Below are 18,735 nucleotides of genomic sequence, written 5' to 3'. Positions count from 1 at the left end.
TCAGCCACCCGGCCGCTTGCCCCAGATGTAGACCCGGTCACCCTTGCGCAGTACGTCCCACAGGCGCTTGGCGTCGGCATGGCTCAGATTCACGCAGCCGCGACTCCCGGTGGGCGTGGCGAGCTGCCCGTAGACAGCGTGGAAGGCCTGTCCGCCGTCGAAGAACTGGGCGTACGGCATGGGCGTGTCGTAGATCGACGACCAGTGGTCCTTGTGCCGCCAGTAGACCGAGTGCCAGCCGGTCCGGGTCCGGTAGCCGGCCCGGCCGCTCCGCACGTTCACCACGGCGAACGTGATCCGCTTGCCCTTCTGGACCCACATCAGCTCCCGGTCGAGGTCGACACAGGCGACGACGTACGTCCGCACCGGGCACTTCGCGGCGGCGTTGGGGTTCTTCCGGGCGGCGAGCAGCTCGGCCCGCGCCCAGGTGACGGGACCGGCGAAGCCGATGGCCGGCTTGATGCCCTGCACGTTCTGGAACGCCCTGATGGCCTTGCAGTCGGCGGGCGACTGCTTCCCGTCCACCTTCAGCTTCAACAGGCGTTCGACCCGCCGCTGATGCGGCCCGGCCTTCGCGGTGCAGGTGGCCGCGGCGGCGCTGCGCGGCAGGTACTCGACCAGCTCGTCGACCTCGCCCCGCGGCTCGGGCACGGGTACGGGCACCCCGCCCTCGTCCCTGCGCGGCGGCAGCACCTGGTCGGGGGTGTCCATCGGGAACTCGGCCCGCCCGACGGGCCCGACGCCGCCGGGGAGCAGCACCTCGGCGGAATCGGGGGCGGGGTCGGAGGCGGCGTCGGCGGCAGCGGGGAGGGACAGGGTCGCCACGGTGGCGGCGAGCAGCACGGCGACGGCGCGCCGGCGTGTTCTGGATCTGATCACGCGGCCATCCCACGCCGCGCCGCCGCGCCGCGCCTGCGGTGGTCCCCGTGCGGGGCAACACGTTGATCCGACTGGCGGCGAGCCCCGGGGCGGCGCCGGGGGGCCTGCCGTCAGGGGGTCGTCGTGTCCCGCCAGGCGTCCGGCAGGGCGGCGGCCACGTCGCTCGCCGTGATCGGGGCGCCGCCGCCGGCCGCGCGGCGGGCCGCGAGGCCGTGGAGGTAGGCACCCGCCGAGGCGGCCTCCAGGGCCGGGAGGCCGGCGGCCAGGAGGGAGCCGGTGAGGCCGGAGAGCACGTCGCCGCTGCCGGCCGTGGCGAGCCAGGACGTGCCCGTGGGGTTGACCCGGACCGGGCCCGCGCCGCCCGGACCGCAGATCAGGGTCGTGGAGCCCTTGAGGAGGACGGTCGCTCCGTACCGCCCGGCGAGTTCGCGGACCGCCGTGAGCCGGGCCGACTCGACCTCCTCGCGGGACGTGCCCAGGAGCGCCGCGGCCTCGCCCGCGTGCGGGGTGAGCAGGGTGGGCGCGGTGCGCGCCTTCACCGCCTCGGCCGGGAGGTCGCGCAGCCCGTCCGCGTCGACGAGGACGGGGACGTCCGAGGTGAGGACCTCCGGCACGCCGGGGCCGTCGCCGAGCCCGGGCCCGACGACCCACGCCTGGACGCGGCCGGCCCGGTCCGGGGGTCCGGCGTGCACGAGGGTCTCGGGGTGCGCGGCGATCACCGCGTCGCCGGCCGGCCCGACGTACCGGACGGCTCCCGCGCCGCCCCGCAGCGCGCCCTCGACGGCGAGCACGGCCGCACCGGGGTAGCGGGCGGAGCCGGCCACGACGCCGACGACCCCGCGCCGGTACTTGTCGCTCTCGGCGCCGGGCACGGGCAGCAGCCGGGCCACGTCCTCGTGCTGCAGCGCCTCCAGGTCGGGCACCGAGGGCAGGGTCGCGCCGAGTCCGATGTCGACGAGCCGCAGCGCGCCCGCGTACTCACGCGCCGGATCGACGAGCAGCCCCGGCTTGTACGTGCCGAAGGTGACGGTCGCGTCGGCCCGCAGCGCCTCGCCCGCGACCTCCCCGGTGTCGGCGTCCACGCCGCTCGGCAGGTCGACGGCCACCACGACGGCGTCGGAGCCCCGAGCCGCCCGCGCGACGGGCACGGCGTCGGGGCGCAGTCCGCCGCGTCCGCCGATGCCGGTGATCCCGTCGAGGACGAGGTCGGCGGCGGCGAGCGCGTCGTACGGGTCGTCGTGCGGGCCGACGACCCGCCCGCCGGCCGCGTGGAGCGCCGCGAGCCCGCCCTCGTGGGTGCGTGAGCCGAGCAGGACGGCGGTGACCCCGGCGCCGCGCCGGGCGAGCCTGGCGCCGGCGTACAGCGCGTCGCCCCCGTTGTCGCCGCTGCCGACGAGCAGGACGACCCGCGCCCCGTACACCCGGCCCCGCCCGAGCAGCGAGAAGCAGGCGGCGGCGAGCCCGGCGGCCGCCCTCTGCATCAACGCCCCCGCGGGCAGCCGTGCCATCAGCTCGGCCTCGGCGGCCCGTACGGTCTCCACGCGATAAGCGGTACGCATGGCACCCACCCTGGCGGCTCGCCCGGCGCCGCGCCACCTCCGCCGCGGGACCGGGGAGTGCGGGTCCGCCGCCTCAGCCCTCCGCGATCACCACCGCCGACGCGACTCCCGCGTCATGGCTGAGCGACACGTGCCAGTGCCGTACGCCCAGTTCGGCGGCCCGGGCCGCGACCGTGCCGCGGACCCGCAGCCGCGGCCGGCCGGTGTCCTCGGCGTACACCTCGGCGTCCGTCCAGTGCAGGTTGCCCGGCGCGCCGAGGGCCTTCGCCAGGGCCTCCTTGGCGGCGAAGCGGACCGCCAGGGACGCCGGGCCGCGCCGTTCGCCGCTCGGGAGCAGCATCTCCCGTTCGAGGAACAGGCGCTGCAGCAGCCCTGGCGTGCGTTCCAGCGACGCGGCGAAGCGGTCGATCTCCGCCACGTCGATGCCCACCCCGATGATCATCTGTTCACTGCCTCACTCACTCCACCGTCACGGACTTGGCCAGGTTGCGCGGCTGGTCGACCTCGTTGCCCCGGGCCGTCGCCAGTTCGCAGGCGAAGACCTGCAGCGGCACGGTGGAGACCAGCGGCTGGAGCAGCGTAGGCGTGGCCGGGATGCGGATGAGGTGGTCGGCGTACGGGACGACCGCGTCGTCGCCCTCCTCCGCGATGACGATCGTGCGGGCGCCGCGGGCCCGGATCTCCTGGATGTTGGAGACGATCTTGTCGTGGAGGACGGACCGCCCGCGCGGCGAGGGGACGACCACGACGACCGGGAGGTCCTCCTCGACGAGCGCGATCGGCCCGTGCTTCAGCTCGCCCGCCGCGAACCCCTCGGCGTGCATGTAGGCGAGCTCCTTGAGCTTGAGCGCGCCTTCCAGGGCGACCGGGTAGCCGACGTGCCGGCCGAGGAACAGGACGGTGTCCTTGTCGGCGAGGGACCGGGCGAGCTCGCGCACCGGCTCCATGGTCTCCAGGACCCGCTCGACCTCTTCGGCGCTCCGGGCGAGCTCGCGGACGACGGCGTGGATCTCGTCGCCCCACTGGGTGCCGCGCACCTGTCCCAGGTAGAGCGCGAGCAGGAAGCAGGCGACGAGCTGGGTGAGGAAGGCCTTGGTCGACGCGACGGCGACCTCGGGGCCGGCGTGCGTGTAGAGGACGGCGTCGGACTCGCGCGGGATGGTCGACCCGTTGGTGTTGCACACGGCGAGGACCTTCGCGCCCTGCTCGCGCGCGTGCCGCAGGGCCATCAGGGTGTCCATGGTCTCGCCGGACTGGGAGATGGCGATGACGAGGGTGCGCTGCCCGAGGATCGGGTCCCGGTAGCGGAACTCGCTCGCCAGCTCGACCTCGCAGGGGATGCGGGTCCAGTGCTCGATCGCGTACTTGGCGATGAGCCCGGCGTGGAAGGCGGTGCCGCACGCGACGATGACGATCTTGTCGGCCTCGCGGAGCACGGCGTCGGGGATGCGCACCTCGTCGAGGTGGAGGCGCCCGTCGCCGCCGATCCGGCCGAGGAGGGTGTCGGCGACCGCCTTGGGCTGCTCGGCGATCTCCTTGAGCATGAAGTAGTCGTAGCCGCCCTTCTCGGCGGCCGAGGCGTCCCAGTCGATGTGGTACGCCCGTACGTCGGCCGGCGCGCCCTCGAAGTCGGTGACGGTGACGCCCTCCCGGGTGAGCTCGACGACCTGGTCCTGGCCGAGCTCGATGGCCGAGCGGGTGTGCGCGATGAAGGCGGAGACGTCGGAGGCGAGGAAGTTCTCGCCCTCGCCGACGCCCACGACGAGCGGGGAGTTGCGGCGCGCGCCGACGACGACGTCGGGCTGGTCGGCGTGCACGGCGACCAGGGTGAAGGCGCCGTCGAGCCGCTTGCAGACCAGGCGCATGGCCTCGGCGAGGTCGCCGACGGAGGAGAACTCCTCGGCGAGCAGATGGGCCACGACCTCGGTGTCCGTCTCGGACAGCAGGTCGTGGCCCCGCTCGGCCAGCTCGGCCCTGAGGACCGCGAAGTTCTCGATGATGCCGTTGTGGACGACGGCGACGCGGCCCGCGTTGTCGAGGTGCGGGTGCGCGTTCGTGTCGGTGGGGCCGCCGTGGGTGGCCCACCGGGTGTGTCCGATGCCGGTGGACCCGCTCGACAGCGGGCGGTCCACCAGCTCCTTCTCCAGGTTGACGAGCTTCCCGGCCTTCTTGGCCGCGGCGAGCCCTCCGTCGGAGAGCACGGCGACTCCCGCCGAGTCGTAGCCGCGGTATTCGAGCCGCTTGAGGCCCGCGATCACCACTTCGAGCGCCGACTGACCGCCGACGTAGCCAACGATTCCGCACATGGCGGCAGCCTACGGCCGAACGGCCCCGACCGGCCGGACTCAGCGCAGCTTGGCCGCCTGCGCGTCGACGACGGCGGTCGGCAGGTCCTTGATCTTGCCGGAGAGGCTGATCGAGGAGAAGCCGGCGAGGTTGTTGCCCTTGCGGAAGACGACGAGCTTGCTGGTGAAGGGGTTGCCCTCCATGTCCGTGGTGATCGTCCAGGCCAGGGCCTCGTCACCGGCGGTCACGGTCTCCGGGGCCACCTTGGTGACCTTGGTCTTCTCGCCGCCGCCGTGCAGGACGAAGCCGCCGGCGCAGTCGGTGCCGGCGGTCTTGAGGGACGCGAAGGCCTGCTGGGCGCCCTCACCGGCGTACGAGCCGAGGGTGACCGTGGTGACGGGCGCCGCGAGCGCCCCCATGATCTGGTCCGGCGAGGCGGAGGTCTCCTGCTTGGCCTCGATCGCCTTGCGCTGCGCGCTGGCGCCGGGAGTGCCGGGCGCGACGCCGGACAGGGCCTCGGCGAGCGCCTCGCAGGCGGGCTTGTCGGCGCTGACGTCGCCGGGGTGCACGATGTCCGCGGGGCCGGCCTTCTGCACCTGGTAGCCCTTGAGGTCCGCCTGCGCCACGACGAGCTTCTCCAGCTCGACGGCGCTCAGCGCCTTCACGTCGGGCTTGGCCGCGGCGGACGCGGAGGCGTCGGCCTTGCCCGAGTCCTCACCCTTCTTCTCCTCCCCGCCGCAAGCGGTGAGCAGCAGGGCCAGGGAGGCCGCGGTGGTCGCGGCGAGGGCGGTACGGCGGATCAGGGTGGGGCGCATCGCTCAACTCTCGAGTCGGGTCCGTAGGTCCGTGCGAACTCTATGGGGGCGGGTTCCCGCTGTGCACCGGGGTTTCACCCCGGCGCCGCCGCACGTCGGCAGCACCGTCTGCTCCACCCCGCAGGCTCGGCCTCTTCGCCCGTGCGCCACGGACCCAGAGGTGGGCCATCCCTACCGTCACCGCACGTCGCACCCGGCCCCCGGCCACGGCGGAGCGCCGCCTGCGGTCCCTGGTGCGCGGGGGATCCCCCGTAGCGCACCGCGACGCCGCCACGTGACCCACCCCACCCCCCACAGCCGCCCCGTACCCACGACAATGGCGGGGTGATCACTTCGCCGCCACGAAGCCCCAACGGAAACGGCGCCGGTTCCCGGCGGGTCGCCGAGCCGACGCCGTACGTCGACCTCACGCGGGCCGAGTGGAGCGCGCTGCGGGACAAGACGCCGCTGCCGCTGACCGCCGACGAGGTCGAGCGGCTGCGCGGCCTCGGGGACGTCATCGACCTCGACGAGGTCCGGGACATCTACCTGCCGCTGTCGCGGCTGCTGAATCTCTACGTGCAGGCCACCAGCGGGCTGCGCGGGGCGCTGAACACCTTCCTGGGCGAGAAGGCCGAGCAGCGCGGCACCCCCTTCGTCATAGGAGTGGCCGGCTCCGTCGCCGTCGGCAAGTCGACCGTCGCCCGGCTCCTCGAGGCGCTGCTCGCCCGCTGGCCCGAGCACCCGCGGGTGGAGCGGATCACCACCGACGGGTTCCTGTACCCGATGGAGGAGCTGAAGGCGCGCGGGCTGATGTCCCGCAAGGGCTTCCCCGAGTCGTACGACCGGCGGGCGCTGACCCGGTTCGTCGCCGACGTCAAGGCGGGCAAGGAGGAGGTCACGGCCCCCGTCTACTCGCACCTCATCTACGACCGGGTGCCCGACGAGCGGCTCGTCGTGCGCCGGCCGGACATCCTCATCGTCGAGGGGCTCAACGTCCTGCAGCCCGCGCTGCCCGGCAAGGACGGACGCACCCGGGTCGGTCTCGCCGACTACTTCGACTTCTCCGTGTACGTGGACGCCCGCGCGGAGGACATCGAGCAGTGGTACCTCAACCGCTTCCGCAAGCTGCGCCAGACCGCGTTCCAGGACCCGTCCTCGTACTTCCGGCGCTGGACCCAGGTCTCCGAGGAGGAGGCCCTCGACTACGCCCGCACGATGTGGCGGACCGTCAACAAGGTGAACCTGCTGGAGAACGTGGCACCGACCCGCGGGCGGGCGACACTCGTCGTGCGCAAGGGAGCCGATCACAAGGTGCAGCGGCTCAGCCTCCGTAAGCTCTGAGGGTGTTGCACCTACGCCTGATCGTGCCGCCGGACCGTACCGGGGCTGCCGTCGACCTCATCGAACGGACCGTCGGCACCACCCACCTGGTGGTGCTGCCCGGCGCCGCCCGCGCGCCGGCCGGGGACCTCGTGCTGTGCGACGTGGCCCGCGAGGCCGGGCAGGAACTCCTCCAAGGGATGCGGGAGCTGAGGATCGATCAGGACGGGTCGATCGCCGTCGAGAACATCGACCTCTCGCTGTCGACCCACGCGACGGCGGCCGAGGAGGAGGCACCCGGCGAGGCCGCCGACGCGGTCATCTGGGAGCAGCTGACCGACGCCACGCACGAGGAGTCGACGCTCACCATCACCTACAGCGCCTTCATGATCGTGGCGACCATGATCGCGGCCTGCGGTGTCGTGCTCGACAACGCGATCCTGATCGTGGGCGCCATGGCCGTGGGGCCGGAGTTCGGGCCGCTCGCCGGGATCTGCACGGGGATCGTGCGGCGCGCCCCGAAGCTGGTGCTGCGCTCGTCGTACGCCCTGGTGGTCGGCTTCGCGGCGGCGATCATCGCGACGACCGTCTTCAGCCTGTGGATGGACGCGCTCGGCCTGTTCAGCGTCGAGCAGCTGGACGCGCCCCGCCCCAACACGAGTTTCGTCTGGAAGCCGGACCCGTTCTCCTTCGTCGTCGCCCTGCTCGCGGGCGCCGCGGGCACCCTCTCGCTCACCTCGACGAAGTCGGGGGCACTGATCGGGGTCGCGATCTCCGTGACGACGATCCCCGCCGGCGCGAACGCCGCCGTGGCGCTCAGCTACGGCCAGTTCGGCCAGATGTGGGGCTCCGTCGAGCAGCTGCTGCTCAATCTGACCGGCATCATCCTCGCCGGCACCGTCACCCTGTTCGGGCAGGTGCTGCTGTGGCGCACCCCGCGCGGCCACTGGACCCGTGGCGTCAAGAAGCGCTAGGACCGGCGGATCAGGGTCGGGCACGCCGCGGACGCGGCTGTGATCCGCGGGACGGGCCCGACGGGTGTCACTCCCCGGACGCCGTCGGCCCCCGTCCCCGCACGTGGCGGGAACGGGGGCCGACCCGTCCTCGTCCGGACTAGCCCAGCGCCGACTTCACGACGTCCGCGAGGCGTCCGGCCACCGACCGGGCCTGCTCGATGTCGGCGGCCTCGACCATGACCCGTACGAGCGGCTCGGTGCCCGAGGGGCGCAGCAGGACGCGGCCCGTGGTGCCCAGCTCGCGCTCGGCCTCGCCGACGGCGTGGGCCAGCTCCGCGGAGGTCCTCACGCGCGTCTTGTCGACGTCCGGCACGTTGACCAGGACCTGCGGCAGGCGCTCCATGACCGCGGCGAGCTCGGCGAGGGAGCGGCCGGTGGCGGCGACCCGGGCCGCGAGCATCAGGCCGGTCAGGGTGCCGTCGCCGGTGGTGGCGTGGTCGAGCACGATGACGTGGCCGGACTGCTCGCCGCCGAGGGCGTAGCCGTGCTCCTTCATCGACTCCAGGACGTAGCGGTCGCCGACCGCGGTCTGCACCAGCGAGAGACCCTCACGCTCCATCGCCAGCTTGAACCCGAGGTTCGACATGACCGTGGCGACGACGGTGTCGCCGCGCAGTGTCCCGGCCTCGCGCATGGCGAGGGCGAGCACGGCGAGGATCTGGTCGCCGTCGATCTCGGCACCCGTGTGGTCCACGGCGAGGCAGCGGTCGGCGTCGCCGTCGTGGGCGATGCCGAAGTCGGCCTGGTGCTCGACCACGGCGGCCTTGAGCAGTCCGAGGTGGGTGGAGCCGCAGCCGTCGTTGATGTTGAGGCCGTCCGGCTCGGCGCCGATGGTGATCACGGTGGCACCGGCCCGGGAGAAGGCCTCGGGCGAGACGCGGGCGGCGGCGCCGTGGGCCTCGTCGAGGACGATCTTCAGCCCGTCGAGCCGGTTGGGGAGGACAGCGATCAGGTGGGCGACGTACTTGTCGAAGCCCTCGTCGTAGTCACGGACCCGGCCGACGCCCGCGCCGGTCGGGCGGTCCCAGGGAGCGCCGGTGCGGTGCTCCTCGTAGACGGCCTCGATGCGGTCCTCCAGCTCGTCGGCGAGCTTGTGGCCGCCCCTGGCGAAGAACTTGATGCCGTTGTCGGGCATCGCGTTGTGGGAGGCGGACAGCATGACGCCGAGGTCGGCGCCGAGCGCGCCGGTCAGGTAGGCGACGGCCGGGGTGGGCAGCACGCCGACGCGGAGCACGTCGACGCCCGCGCTGGCGAGGCCCGCCACGACGGCGGCCTCCAGGAACTCTCCCGAGGCACGCGGGTCGCGCCCCACCACGGCGGTCGGCCGGTGGCCCTCGAAGGTGCCCGCCTCGGCGAGCACGTGCGCGGCCGCGACCGACAGGCCGAGCGCCAGCTCCGCCGTCAGGTCGGCGTTGGCCACACCGCGCACGCCGTCCGTGCCGAAGAGTCGTCCCACAGCTGTCCTCCGAAAGTGCTCCGAAAATGCGATCCCCTGCACGGCTGATGCCCGTTTTTACGTCCGAGCCGTGCGGAAGGTGCTCAAGTCCTGCCCAGCATGATGACCGGGTCCTGCCCAAGATTATGAAAGCAAGATGTGAAAAAGCCGTACGCCCCGGCAGCACGGACAGTGCCGCCGGGGCGTACGAACAGAGCAGCCGAGCAGGCGATTAACGCTTGCTGTACTGCGGGGCCTTACGGGCCTTCTTGAGACCGGCCTTCTTGCGCTCGACCGCACGGTCGTCGCGGGAGAGGAAGCCGGCCTTCTTCAGCGGGCCGCGGTTGTTCTCGACGTCGGCCTCGTTGAGGGCGCGGGCCACGCCGAGGCGCAGGGCGCCGGCCTGGCCGGACACGCCGCCACCCGCGATGCGGGCGATGACGTCGTAGCGGTTGTCGAGCTCGAGCACCTTGAAGGGCTCGTTGACTTCCTGCTGGTGCACCTTGTTGGGGAAGTAGTCCTCAAGGGTGCGACCGTTGATCTTCCACTTGCCGGTGCCCGGAACGATCCGGACGCGGGCGATGGCGTTCTTGCGACGGCCCAGGCCGGCGGCCGGCTGCGGGTCGCCGAAGCGGGACGCGAGGGACTCGGAGGTGTAGTCACCCTCGACGATCTCGGTCTCGGTGGTGTACTCCTCGACGCCCTCGAACTCGTCGACGGGGGTCTCGGGGGTGGTCTCGGCCACGATGCTCCTCAGATTTCTTTCGTTCTTAGGGGGTGTGGCCGGAACTACTGCGCGACCTGGGTGATCTCGAACGGGACCGGCTGCTGGGCAGCGTGCGGGTGGTTCTCGCCCGCGTAGACCTTCAGCTTCGAGAGCATCTGACGGCCCAGGGAGTTCTTGGGGATCATGCCCTTGATGGCCTTCTCGACGGCCTTCTCGGGGTTCTTGTCCAGCAGCTCGTCGTAGCGGACGGAGCGCAGACCACCCGGGTAGCCGGAGTGGCGGTACGCCATCTTCTGGGTCTTCTTGTTGCCCGACAGGTGGACCTTGTCAGCATTGATGATGATGACGAAGTCGCCCATGTCCATGTGGGGCGCGTAGACGGGCTTGTGCTTGCCTCGCAGGAGGTTCGCAGCCGTCGTCGCCAGGCGGCCCAGGACGATGTCCTGCGCGTCGATGATGTGCCACTGGCGAGTGACATCGCCGGGCTTGGGGCTGTACGTACGCACTTCGTAGCCTTCGCTTCTTCAGTGGATGGAGTCCAGACACACCTGAAGCGATCATGCAGCTGGGGCCTGCACTGCCGGGTCACCGCCCGTATGCGAGCCACTGGTAACTGCTCCAGGGAACTTGCGTAAGGGCCCTTCGCGTGAGAACGACGAAGCCAATACGCATAACAAACGGCAACAGTACCCGCGCCACCCCGGACGGGTCAAAACGCGCGACCCTACCGCGCCCGCTCGACCCGCCGCTCGTCCCAGACCGGCTCCTGCGTCTCCCGCACGACCCCGTCCGAGCCGAAGACCAGGTACCGGTCGAAGCTCTTCGCGAACCAGCGGTCGTGGGTCACGGCGAGCACCGTGCCCTCGTACGACTCCAGGCCGTCCTGCAGCGCCTCCGCCGACTCCAGGTCCAGGTTGTCCGTCGGCTCGTCCAGGAGCAGCGCCGTCGTGCCGGCCAGCTCCAGGAGCAGGATCTGGAAGCGGGCCTGCTGCCCGCCGGAGAGCTTCTCGAAGGCCTGGTCGCCCTGGCGCTCCAGCTCGTAGCGGCGCAGCATCGACATCGCCGCGCCGCGGTCCTTGGCATGCTCCGTCCACAGGATGTCGACGAGGGAGCGGCCGAAGAGCTCGGGGTGGGCGTGGGTCTGCGCGAAGTGCCCCGGCACGACCCGCGCGCCCAGCTTCCAGGTTCCCGTGTGGGCCACCGACCCGTCGCCCGCCAGCAGCCGCAGGAAGTGCGACTTGCCGGAGCCGTTGGAGCCGAGGACGGCGACCCGCTCCCCGTAGAAGATCTCCAGCGAGAACGGCTTCATCAGGCCGGTCAGCTCCAGGTTCTCGACCGTCACCGCCCGCACCCCGGTCCGTCCGCCGCGCAGCCGCATCCGGATCTCCTGCTCGCGCGGCGGCTCCGGCGGCGGGCCCGCCTCCTCGAACTTCTTCAGGCGCGTCTGCGCCGCCGCGTACCGCGAGGCCATCTCGTGGCTGACCGCGGCCGCCTGCCGCAGGTTGACCACCAGCTTCTTCAGCTGCGCGTGCTTCTCCTCCCAGCGCCGCTTCAGCTCCTCGAAGCGGGCGAACCGCTCCCGCCGCGCCTCGTGGAAGGTGTCGAAGCCGCCGCCGTGCACCCACACGTCGGAGCCGGCCGGGCCGGGCTCGACGGCCACGATCTTCTGCGCGGCCCGGGCGAGCAGCTCCCGGTCGTGCGAGATGAACAGCACGGTCTTGCGGGTCTCCCGCAGCCGCTCCTCCAGCCAGCGCTTGCCGGGGACGTCCAGGTAGTTGTCCGGCTCGTCGAGGAGCAGCACCTCGTCGTTCCCGCGCAGCAGGTACTCCAGGACCAGGCGCTTCTGCTCGCCACCGCTGAGCGTGCGCACCTCCCGGAACTGCGCCTTGTCGTACGGCACGCCCATCGCGGCCATGGTGCACATGTCCCACAGGGTCTCGAACTCGTACCCCTGCACCTCGGCCCAGTCGCTGAGCGCCTGCGCGTACGCCATCTGCGCGGCCTCGTCGTCGACCGTCATGATCCGGTGCTCGGCCTCGTCCACGGCCTTCGCGGCCGTGCGGATGCGCGCCGGGGCGACCGAGACCAGCAGGTCGCGGACCGTGGACTCGTCCCGTACGGAGCCGACGAACTGCGGCATCACGCCGAGCCCGCCGCTGACGGTGACACCGCCGCCGTGCGGCTGCAGCTCCCCGGAGATCAGCCGGAGCAGGGTCGTCTTGCCGGCGCCGTTGGCGCCGACCAGGGCGACCACGGCGCCCTCCCCGACCCGGAAGGAGGCGTCCCCGAGGAGGACCCTCCCGTCCGGAAGGTAGTACTCCAGGTGTGCGGCCTCGACATGTCCCATGGGGGGCATTGTCACCGCCGCAGCCCCCTGATCCCAACCCGATTAGGATGCGCGGCATGAGCTTCGGGGGACCGCAGTGGCCGCAGCAGGGCCAGGGGCAGGGACAGGGACAGCAGCCGTACGGGCAGCCGCAGCAGCCGTACGGACAGCAGCCGCAGCAGCCGTACGGACAGCAGCCGCCGTACGGGCAGGCGCCGGCGAACCCGTTCCCGGGCGCGCAGGGCGGTGCGCAGACCCCCGACTGGGGCGCCCTCGCCGACGCATCGGCCGCCCGCAACCAGCGCAAGCGGTGGCTGCTGATCGGCGGCGCGGCCGTCGCCGCGCTCGCCGTGGGCGCGGCCGTCGCCACGGCGATCGTCGCCACCAACAACAGCAACGACGAGGCGAAGAACGGCGGCACCGGCCCGACCGCCTCGGCCGCCCCCACGGACACCGCGAGCCCGGCCCCGACCTTCTCCTCGGTCGCCCCGCTGCCGCCGCCGAACCCGATGGACTTCATCTCCGACGCGAAGAAGGACAAGGCCCCGCTGAGCGCCGAGAGCCTCTTCCCCGGCAAGAAGCTGACCATGAGCGGCCGCCCCTACCAGAAGGGCGCGACCTCCTCGACGGCCAACTGCGCCGCGGTCACCCAGGGCGCCCTCGGCACGGTCCTGAAGAACAACGGCTGCACCCGCGTGATCCGCGCCACGTACGTGAAGGACGGCGTGGCCGTCACCGTCGGCGTGGCCGTCTTCCCCACCGACGAGCAGGCGCTCAAGGCGAAGAAGCAGGCGAGCGGCGGCATCGCACCGCTCACCGGCGCGGGTGTCGGTGACTTCTGCCACAAGACGGTGTGCCTGCGGCGCACCAACTCGATCGGCCGGTACGTCTACCTGACCCAGACCGGCCACACCGACGGCAAGAAGGTCACCACGGGCGACAAGCCGGTCTTCCAGACCGCCGACGACCTGGGCACCTTCGCCTTCAACCAGATCTACGCCCGCGGCCGCGCCCAGGCCTCAGCAGCAGCCGGCGCTCCCGGGGAGTGACCGCTTGTTGCGCGCCTCCCTGCTGCGCGCGGCGAGCTGGTCGTCGGCCGGGTAGCCGACCTCTTCGAGGGTGAGGCCGTGCGGCCGCACGACGTGCACGGCGGAGTCCCGCACGCCCGCGGCCAGCACCTTGCCCGGCCATTCCACCGGGCGGTGCCCGTCGCCGACGAACAGCAGAGCGCCGACCAGTGAGCGGACCATGTTGTGGCAGAAGGCGTCGGCCTTGACCGTGGCCTCCAGGATGCCGTCGGGACGGCGCTCCCAGCGGAGCTCCTGGAGCGTGCGGATGGTCGTGGCACCCTCCCGCTTCTTGCAGTAGGCGGCGAAGTCGTGCTCGCCGACGAGCCGCTCGGCGGCCGCGTTCATGGCGTCCAAGTCGAGCGTCCAGTCGTGCCACAGGACGTGTCCGCGCAGCAGCGGGTCGACGCCGCCCGGGTGGTCGGTGACCCGGTACGCGTAACGGCGCCAGATGGCCGAGAAGCGGGCGTTGAAGCCCTCGGGCGCCTCGGTGAGCCTCCATACCCGGACGTCGTGCGAGAGCCGCCCGGCGAGCCGCCTGAGCAGCTTCTCGCGGTGCTCCTCCCACAGGGCGACCGGCAGGTCGACGTGCGCGACCTGGCCGCGGGCGTGCACGCCCGCGTCGGTCCGGCCGGCGACGGTCAGCTCGTAGGTCTCCGTGGAGCGGGTGACGGTCTTCAGGGCGTCCTCGATCTCGCCCTGGACGGTGCGCTGGCCCCGGGCCTGCTTGGCCCAGCCGGAGAAGTCCCTGCCGTCGTACGAAAGGTCGAGCCGTACGCGTACGAACCCGGGCTGCACGTCATCACTCACGCCGTAAATCCTCTCAAACACGCGGAACGGGCCCGCACCCCGAGGGGTGCGGGCCCGGCCACGAGATCGTCAGAACGCTCAGGCGTCCTGCGCGTCCTCGGTGGTCTCCTCGGCCTTGGCGGCCTCGTCGGCCTCCTTGACGGCACGCTTGGTGGCGGCCTCGGCCTCGGCGACGGTCGCCTTCTTGGCGATCTCGCCCTCGACCAGCTCGATCACGGCCATCGGGGCGTTGTCGCCACGACGGTTGCCGATCTTGGTGATGCGGGTGTAGCCACCCGGGCGCTCGGAGTAGCGCGGGGCGATCTCGGTGAAGAGCGTGTGGACGACGCCCTTGTCCGTGATGGTCTGCAGCACCAGGCGACGGTTGTGGATGTCGCCCTTCTTCGCCTTGGTGATCAGGCGCTCGGCGACCGGACGCAGGCGGCGGGCCTTGGCCTCGGTCGTGGTGATGCGGCCGTGCTCGAAGAGCGACTTCGCCAGGTTGGCGAGCAGCAGCTTCTCGTGCGCGGCGGAGCCGCCGAGGCGGGCGCCCTTGGTGGGACGCGGCATGGTGTTTCTCCTTGTGTCTGCCCCGGCCGTGTCAGGTACCGGGGTCAGTATCCGAGCGGGCGGTTGCCCGTCGGAGATCCGAACGGGCCCCGAAGGGGCCGTTCGGAAGGGGCGCGGGGGGCTGCGCGATCAAGCACAGCGCTCCCGCACCCGAGTACGGACCGTGAGGCCCGAGCTCTCAGTACTGCTCGGTCTCGACGAAGCCCGCGTCCGCGTCGTCGTCGGCGCCGAAGGCGTCGGCGGCGGCGGTCGGGTCGAATCCGGGCGGGCTGTCCTTGAGGGCCAGGCCCATGCCGGCCAGCTTCGCCTTGACCTCGTCGATCGACTTCGCACCGAAGTTGCGGATGTCGAGCAGGTCGGCCTCGGAGCGGGCGACGAGCTCACCCACGGAGTGGATGCCCTCGCGCTTGAGGCAGTTGTACGACCGAACGGTGAGCTCCAGCTCCTCGATCGGCAGCGCCAGGTCGGCGGCCAGGGCGGCGTCCGTCGGGGACGGGCCCATGTCGATGCCCTCGGCGTCGATGTTGAGCTCGCGGGCCAGACCGAACAGCTCGACCAGGGTCTTGCCGGCCGACGCCATGGCGTCACGCGGACGCATGGCCTGCTTGGTCTCGACGTCGACGATGAGCTTGTCGAAGTCGGTGCGCTGCTCGACTCGGGTCGCCTCGACCTTGTAGGTGACCTTCAGCACGGGGCTGTAGATGGAGTCGACCGGAATACGGCCGATCTCCTGGCCCACCTGCTTGTTCTGGACGGCGGAGACGTAGCCGCGACCGCGCTCGACGGTCAGCTCCATCTCCAGCTTGCCCTTGCCGTTCAGCGTGGCGAGCACGAGGTCGGGGTTGTGCACCTCGACACCGGCCGGGGGCGCGATGTCGGCGGCGGTGACCAGACCCGGGCCCTGCTTGCGCAGGTACATCACGACCGGCTCGTCGTGCTCCGAGGAGACGACCAGCTGCTTGATGTTCAGGATGAGGTCGGTGACGTCCTCCTTGACGCCCGGCACGGTGGTGAACTCGTGCAGGACACCGTCGATCCGGATGCTGGTGACAGCGGCGCCCGGGATCGAGGAGAGGAGGGTGCGGCGGAGCGAGTTGCCGAGGGTGTAGCCGAAGCCCGGCTCCAGCGGCTCGATGACGAACCGGGAGCGGAACTCGTCGACGACCTCTTCGGTCAGCGAAGGACGCTGAGCGATAAGCATGTCTTCGTTTCCTTCAGTCGTGGACGCCCACTATTTGACGCCCGACGGGTACTACGTACTGCAAGGGTACGGGCGGTACGCCCCAAAAGAGGGGCGCACCGCCCGAAAGCGCAGGTCAGCGACCGTGCGTCAGCAGTCGCGCGTCAGACGCGGCGACGCTTCGGCGGACGGCAGCCGTTGTGCGGGGTGGGGGTGACGTCCTGGATCGAGCCGACCTCGAGGCCGGTGGCCTGGAGGGAGCGGATCGCGGTCTCACGGCCGGAGCCGGGACCCTTGACGAAGACGTCGACCTTGCGCATGCCGTGCTCCTGCGCGCGGCGGGCGGCCGACTCGGCGGCCATCTGCGCGGCGAAGGGGGTGGACTTGCGCGAGCCCTTGAAGCCGACGTGGCCGGCGGAGGCCCAGGAGATCACGTTGCCGGACGGGTCCGTGATCGAGACGATCGTGTTGTTGAACGTGCTCTTGATGTGCGCGTGGCCGTGAGCGACGTTCTTCTTTTCCTTGCGGCGCACCTTCTTGGCAGCGCCCTGACGACCCTTGGGGGGCATCTATAACTCCTACGGGAGGTGGTCGGTCCTACAGCGAAGACCGTGTGGTCAAGCGTCCGCTGTGGACTACTTCTTGCCCGGCTTCTTCTTGCCGGCGATGGCGCGACGCGGGCCCTTGCGGGTACGAGCGTTCGTGCTGGTGCGCTGACCGCGGACGGGCAGGCCACGACGGTGGCGCAGACCCTGGTAGCAGCCGATCTCGACCTTGCGGCGGATGTCGGCGGCGATCTCGCGGCGGAGGTCACCCTCGGTCTGGAGGTTGGCGTCCACGTACTCGCGGATCTTGACGAGGTCTTCCTCGGCAAGGTCGCGGACACGGGTGGACGGGTTCACGCCGGTCGCGGCGAGGATCTCCTCGGACCGGGTACGCCCGATGCCGAAGACGTAGGTGAGTGCGACCACCACACGCTTTTCGCGCGGGATGTCAACACCGGAAACGCGTGCCATTCAATGGCTCCTGTGTGTTCGGGGGTCTTCAGCAAAGCCGTTCCCGACCGCCGTACCAGGTACGAATCGGGTCTCCGGCCCCCACCGGAGGTGTCGCCGACCCTTGCGGGCTGGGCGGGCTCTGCGTATGTACGTGTTGCTATGCGTCGCGCGAAGAACTGCGAGATGCAGGTCGGTCGGCGTGCGTCAGCCCTGGCGCTGCTTGTGGCGCAGGTTGTCGCAGATGACCATGACCCGACCGTGGCGGCGGATCACCTTGCACTTGTCGCAGATCTTCTTGACGCTCGGCTTGACCTTCATGGGATGTGAGGTTCTCCGGGTCAGTGCCACCACCCGCGCGGAGTGCGGGGGTGCAGGCAAGATCTACTTGTACCGGTAGACGATCCGGCCACGCGTCAGGTCGTACGGAGACAGCTCCACGACGACCCGGTCGTCCGGGAGGATACGGATGTAGTGCATCCGCATCTTGCCGGAGATGTGCGCGAGGACCTTGTGACCGTTCTGGAGCTCCACCTTGAACATGGCGTTCGGCAGGGACTCGATCACGGTGCCCTCGATTTCGATGGCACCTTGCTTCTTGGCCACGCTTCGCCCTTCGAATCGGCTACCTTGATCGACTCTCGCCGCCGAGTGCGGACACACGGGTACACGAGAGCCGACGCATCAGTCTACGTCAGGCCCCACGAAAAGACGAATCGGGAAGTCTGCCCCACGTAGAAGATCCCCAATCCCCGATGCAGCCCTCGCGGGCTCGGCGCCCGGGGGCGCCTCGCCGGCCTCGTGCTGCCGCGGCGGACGGGGTCCGCCGGAGGGGGCTGGGGACCGGTGCGGAGCGGCGGCCCCGGAAGGGGACGACCGGCTCCGGCGTGCCGGCTAGGCCAGCGGGTCCGGCGCCGCCACGACGCCGAGCTCCGCCAGCTTCGCCTTGCCGCCGTCGACGGCCGTGAGGACCAGCGGGCCCTCCTCCGTCAGCGCCACGCTGTGCTCCCAGTGGGAGGACCAGGTGCCGTCGGTCGTGATGACGGTCCAGTCGTCGGCGAGGACCTCGGTCCGCGGGGTGCCCAGCGACACCATCGGCTCGATGGCCAGGCAGAAGCCGGGGACCAGCTTCGGGCCCTTGCCGCGCTTGCGGGAGACGTAGTTCAGCAGGTGCGGGTCCATGTGCATCTCGGTGCCGATGCCGTGGCCGCCGTAGTCCTCGATGATCCCGTACCGGCCGAGGCTGTGGTCGCCCACGGCCGGACGCGGCTGGCGCTTGATGTAGGTCTCGATCGCCTTCGAGATGTCGACCAGGCGCGCGCCCAGCCGCATCGCGGCGATGCCGGCCCACATCGACTCCTCGGTCACCCGGGAGAGCTCGACCAGCTCCGGCGCGTGCCCCGTGCCGACGAAGGCGGTGTAGGCGGCGTCCCCGTGCCAGCCGTCGACGATCGCGCCGGCGTCGATGGAGATGATGTCGCCGTCCTTGAGGACGGTCTTCTCGTCCGGGATGCCGTGGACCACGACCTCGTTGACCGAGGTGCAGATGGTCGCGGGGAAGCCGCCGTACCCGAGGAAGTTCGACTTGGCGCCGTGGTCGGCGATCACCTTGCGGGCGACCTCGTCCAGGTCCCTCGTCGTGGCGCCCGGCACGGCGGCCTCACGGGTGGCCGCGTGGATGGCGGCGACGACCAGCCCCGCCTCGCGCATCTTCGCGATCTGCTCGGGGGTCTTGATCTGCACCATCTCGGCCGCGGCCTTTCGTCGATTACGGGGGTCGGAACAACGA

The 18,735-nt window shown here is 71.4% G+C and carries 20 protein-coding genes; 3 read left to right on the top strand and 17 right to left on the bottom strand.

Going from position 1 to position 18,735, the window contains the following annotated elements:
• From AB0M16_RS01850 to AB0M16_RS01830, 5 genes are all read right to left on the bottom strand, one after another.
• On the bottom strand, window positions 1-879 hold the full coding sequence (locus AB0M16_RS01850; protein WP_365337608.1) for a L,D-transpeptidase family protein: 879 nt from the start codon (window positions 877-879) through the stop codon (window positions 1-3).
• Window positions 880-989: 110 nt separating this feature from the next.
• Window positions 990-2,438, bottom strand: a complete 1,449-nt coding sequence (locus AB0M16_RS01845) for an NAD(P)H-hydrate dehydratase (protein ID WP_365337606.1) — start codon at window positions 2,436-2,438, stop codon at window positions 990-992.
• Between the two features lie 73 nt (window positions 2,439-2,511).
• Window positions 2,512-2,880: a holo-ACP synthase gene (locus tag AB0M16_RS01840; RefSeq protein ID WP_365337604.1), complete on the bottom strand. Its 369-nt coding sequence runs from the start codon at window positions 2,878-2,880 to the stop codon at window positions 2,512-2,514.
• Between the two features lie 16 nt (window positions 2,881-2,896).
• Complete coding sequence (gene glmS, locus AB0M16_RS01835) at window positions 2,897-4,744, bottom strand: glutamine--fructose-6-phosphate transaminase (isomerizing) (RefSeq protein ID WP_365337602.1); 1,848 nt, start codon at window positions 4,742-4,744, stop codon at window positions 2,897-2,899.
• 39 nt (window positions 4,745-4,783) lie between these two features.
• Window positions 4,784-5,539, bottom strand: a complete 756-nt coding sequence (locus tag AB0M16_RS01830) for a hypothetical protein (protein ID WP_365337600.1) — start codon at window positions 5,537-5,539, stop codon at window positions 4,784-4,786.
• Window positions 5,540-5,866: 327 nt separating this feature from the next.
• Between AB0M16_RS01830 and coaA the strand changes: the two genes are divergently transcribed.
• Window positions 5,867-6,862, top strand: a complete 996-nt coding sequence (gene coaA, locus AB0M16_RS01825) for a type I pantothenate kinase (protein ID WP_365337946.1) — start codon at window positions 5,867-5,869, stop codon at window positions 6,860-6,862.
• A 2-nt stretch (window positions 6,863-6,864) separates the two neighbouring features.
• Window positions 6,865-7,815 (top strand): DUF389 domain-containing protein, encoded by a 951-nt coding sequence (locus AB0M16_RS01820; RefSeq protein ID WP_365337598.1) that lies wholly within the window; start codon window positions 6,865-6,867, stop codon window positions 7,813-7,815.
• Between the two features lie 139 nt (window positions 7,816-7,954).
• On the opposite strand, the gene glmM is transcribed toward AB0M16_RS01820, so the two are convergent.
• The 4 genes from glmM to AB0M16_RS01800 all read right to left on the bottom strand — a co-directional run bounded on the left by glmM (window position 7,955) and on the right by AB0M16_RS01800 (window position 12,366).
• Window positions 7,955-9,313 carry a phosphoglucosamine mutase gene (gene glmM, locus AB0M16_RS01815; RefSeq protein WP_365337596.1) on the bottom strand — a complete coding sequence of 453 codons (1,359 nt, stop codon included), beginning with the start codon at window positions 9,311-9,313 and terminating at the stop codon, window positions 7,955-7,957.
• A gap of 211 nt (window positions 9,314-9,524) precedes the next feature.
• Window positions 9,525-10,037 carry a 30S ribosomal protein S9 gene (rpsI, locus tag AB0M16_RS01810; protein WP_128985116.1) on the bottom strand — a complete coding sequence of 171 codons (513 nt, stop codon included), beginning with the start codon at window positions 10,035-10,037 and terminating at the stop codon, window positions 9,525-9,527.
• Window positions 10,038-10,081: 44 nt separating this feature from the next.
• Window positions 10,082-10,525 carry a 50S ribosomal protein L13 gene (rplM, locus tag AB0M16_RS01805; protein ID WP_365337593.1) on the bottom strand — a complete coding sequence of 148 codons (444 nt, stop codon included), beginning with the start codon at window positions 10,523-10,525 and terminating at the stop codon, window positions 10,082-10,084.
• 218 nt (window positions 10,526-10,743) lie between these two features.
• Window positions 10,744-12,366, bottom strand: coding sequence for an ATP-binding cassette domain-containing protein (locus tag AB0M16_RS01800; RefSeq protein WP_365337591.1), 1,623 nt, complete (start codon window positions 12,364-12,366; stop codon window positions 10,744-10,746).
• 56 nt (window positions 12,367-12,422) lie between these two features.
• On the opposite strand from AB0M16_RS01800, the gene AB0M16_RS01795 reads away from it, so the two are divergent.
• Entirely contained in the window at window positions 12,423-13,394 is a 972-nt protein-coding gene (locus AB0M16_RS01795) for a hypothetical protein (protein ID WP_365337589.1), read from the top strand.
• On the opposite strand, the gene truA is transcribed toward AB0M16_RS01795, so the two are convergent.
• From truA to map, 8 genes are all read right to left on the bottom strand, one after another.
• A complete protein-coding gene (truA, locus tag AB0M16_RS01790) occupies window positions 13,365-14,222 on the bottom strand; it encodes a tRNA pseudouridine(38-40) synthase TruA (protein ID WP_365337587.1) in 858 nt (285 codons plus the stop codon). The two genes, AB0M16_RS01795 and truA, sit on opposite strands and share 30 nt — an antisense overlap.
• 78 nt (window positions 14,223-14,300) lie before the next feature.
• The gene (gene rplQ, locus AB0M16_RS01785; RefSeq protein ID WP_365337585.1) at window positions 14,301-14,771 is read right to left on the bottom strand and encodes a 50S ribosomal protein L17; all 471 of its coding nucleotides are present in this window, start codon (window positions 14,769-14,771) and stop codon (window positions 14,301-14,303) included.
• 178 nt (window positions 14,772-14,949) lie between these two features.
• Window positions 14,950-15,972 carry a DNA-directed RNA polymerase subunit alpha gene (locus AB0M16_RS01780; RefSeq protein ID WP_003966937.1) on the bottom strand — a complete coding sequence of 341 codons (1,023 nt, stop codon included), beginning with the start codon at window positions 15,970-15,972 and terminating at the stop codon, window positions 14,950-14,952.
• A 143-nt stretch (window positions 15,973-16,115) separates the two neighbouring features.
• Window positions 16,116-16,520: a 30S ribosomal protein S11 gene (gene rpsK / locus AB0M16_RS01775; protein ID WP_003956432.1), complete on the bottom strand. Its 405-nt coding sequence runs from the start codon at window positions 16,518-16,520 to the stop codon at window positions 16,116-16,118.
• 66 nt (window positions 16,521-16,586) lie between these two features.
• Complete coding sequence (gene rpsM / locus AB0M16_RS01770) at window positions 16,587-16,967, bottom strand: 30S ribosomal protein S13 (protein ID WP_015035595.1); 381 nt, start codon at window positions 16,965-16,967, stop codon at window positions 16,587-16,589.
• A gap of 186 nt (window positions 16,968-17,153) precedes the next feature.
• Window positions 17,154-17,267 (bottom strand): 50S ribosomal protein L36, encoded by a 114-nt coding sequence (gene rpmJ / locus AB0M16_RS01765; RefSeq protein WP_003956441.1) that lies wholly within the window; start codon window positions 17,265-17,267, stop codon window positions 17,154-17,156.
• A 63-nt stretch (window positions 17,268-17,330) separates the two neighbouring features.
• On the bottom strand, window positions 17,331-17,552 hold the full coding sequence (infA, locus tag AB0M16_RS01760; protein WP_003956442.1) for a translation initiation factor IF-1: 222 nt from the start codon (window positions 17,550-17,552) through the stop codon (window positions 17,331-17,333).
• A 288-nt stretch (window positions 17,553-17,840) separates the two neighbouring features.
• Window positions 17,841-18,692, bottom strand: a complete 852-nt coding sequence (map, locus tag AB0M16_RS01755; protein ID WP_365337583.1) for a type I methionyl aminopeptidase — start codon at window positions 18,690-18,692, stop codon at window positions 17,841-17,843.
• Window positions 18,693-18,735 lie beyond the last annotated feature (43 nt).

It is taken from the genome of Streptomyces sp. NPDC051921, from assembly GCF_040680975.1.
Taxonomy (GTDB): domain Bacteria; phylum Actinomycetota; class Actinomycetes; order Streptomycetales; family Streptomycetaceae; genus Streptomyces.
The sequence above is the reverse complement of the archived record's forward strand: the minus strand, read 5'-3'. Positions and strand labels throughout refer to the sequence as shown.

Coding starts and splice junctions, on each gene's coding strand:
- AB0M16_RS01845 (WP_365337606.1), bottom strand. CDS start 2,438: ATGCGTACCGCTTATCGCGTGGAGACCGTACGGGCCGCCGAGGCCGAG.
- AB0M16_RS01840 (WP_365337604.1), bottom strand. CDS start 2,880: ATGATCATCGGGGTGGGCATCGACGTGGCGGAGATCGACCGCTTCGCC.
- glmS (WP_365337602.1), bottom strand. CDS start 4,744: ATGTGCGGAATCGTTGGCTACGTCGGCGGTCAGTCGGCGCTCGAAGTG.
- AB0M16_RS01830 (WP_365337600.1), bottom strand. CDS start 5,539: ATGCGCCCCACCCTGATCCGCCGTACCGCCCTCGCCGCGACCACCGCG.
- AB0M16_RS01800 (WP_365337591.1), bottom strand. CDS start 12,366: ATGGGACATGTCGAGGCCGCACACCTGGAGTACTACCTTCCGGACGGG.
- AB0M16_RS01795 (WP_365337589.1), top strand. CDS start 12,423: ATGAGCTTCGGGGGACCGCAGTGGCCGCAGCAGGGCCAGGGGCAGGGA.
- rplQ (WP_365337585.1), bottom strand. CDS start 14,771: ATGCCGCGTCCCACCAAGGGCGCCCGCCTCGGCGGCTCCGCCGCGCAC.
- AB0M16_RS01780 (WP_003966937.1), bottom strand. CDS start 15,972: ATGCTTATCGCTCAGCGTCCTTCGCTGACCGAAGAGGTCGTCGACGAG.
- rpsK (WP_003956432.1), bottom strand. CDS start 16,520: ATGCCCCCCAAGGGTCGTCAGGGCGCTGCCAAGAAGGTGCGCCGCAAG.
- rpsM (WP_015035595.1), bottom strand. CDS start 16,967: ATGGCACGCGTTTCCGGTGTTGACATCCCGCGCGAAAAGCGTGTGGTG.
- rpmJ (WP_003956441.1), bottom strand. CDS start 17,267: ATGAAGGTCAAGCCGAGCGTCAAGAAGATCTGCGACAAGTGCAAGGTG.
- map (WP_365337583.1), bottom strand. CDS start 18,692: ATGGTGCAGATCAAGACCCCCGAGCAGATCGCGAAGATGCGCGAGGCG.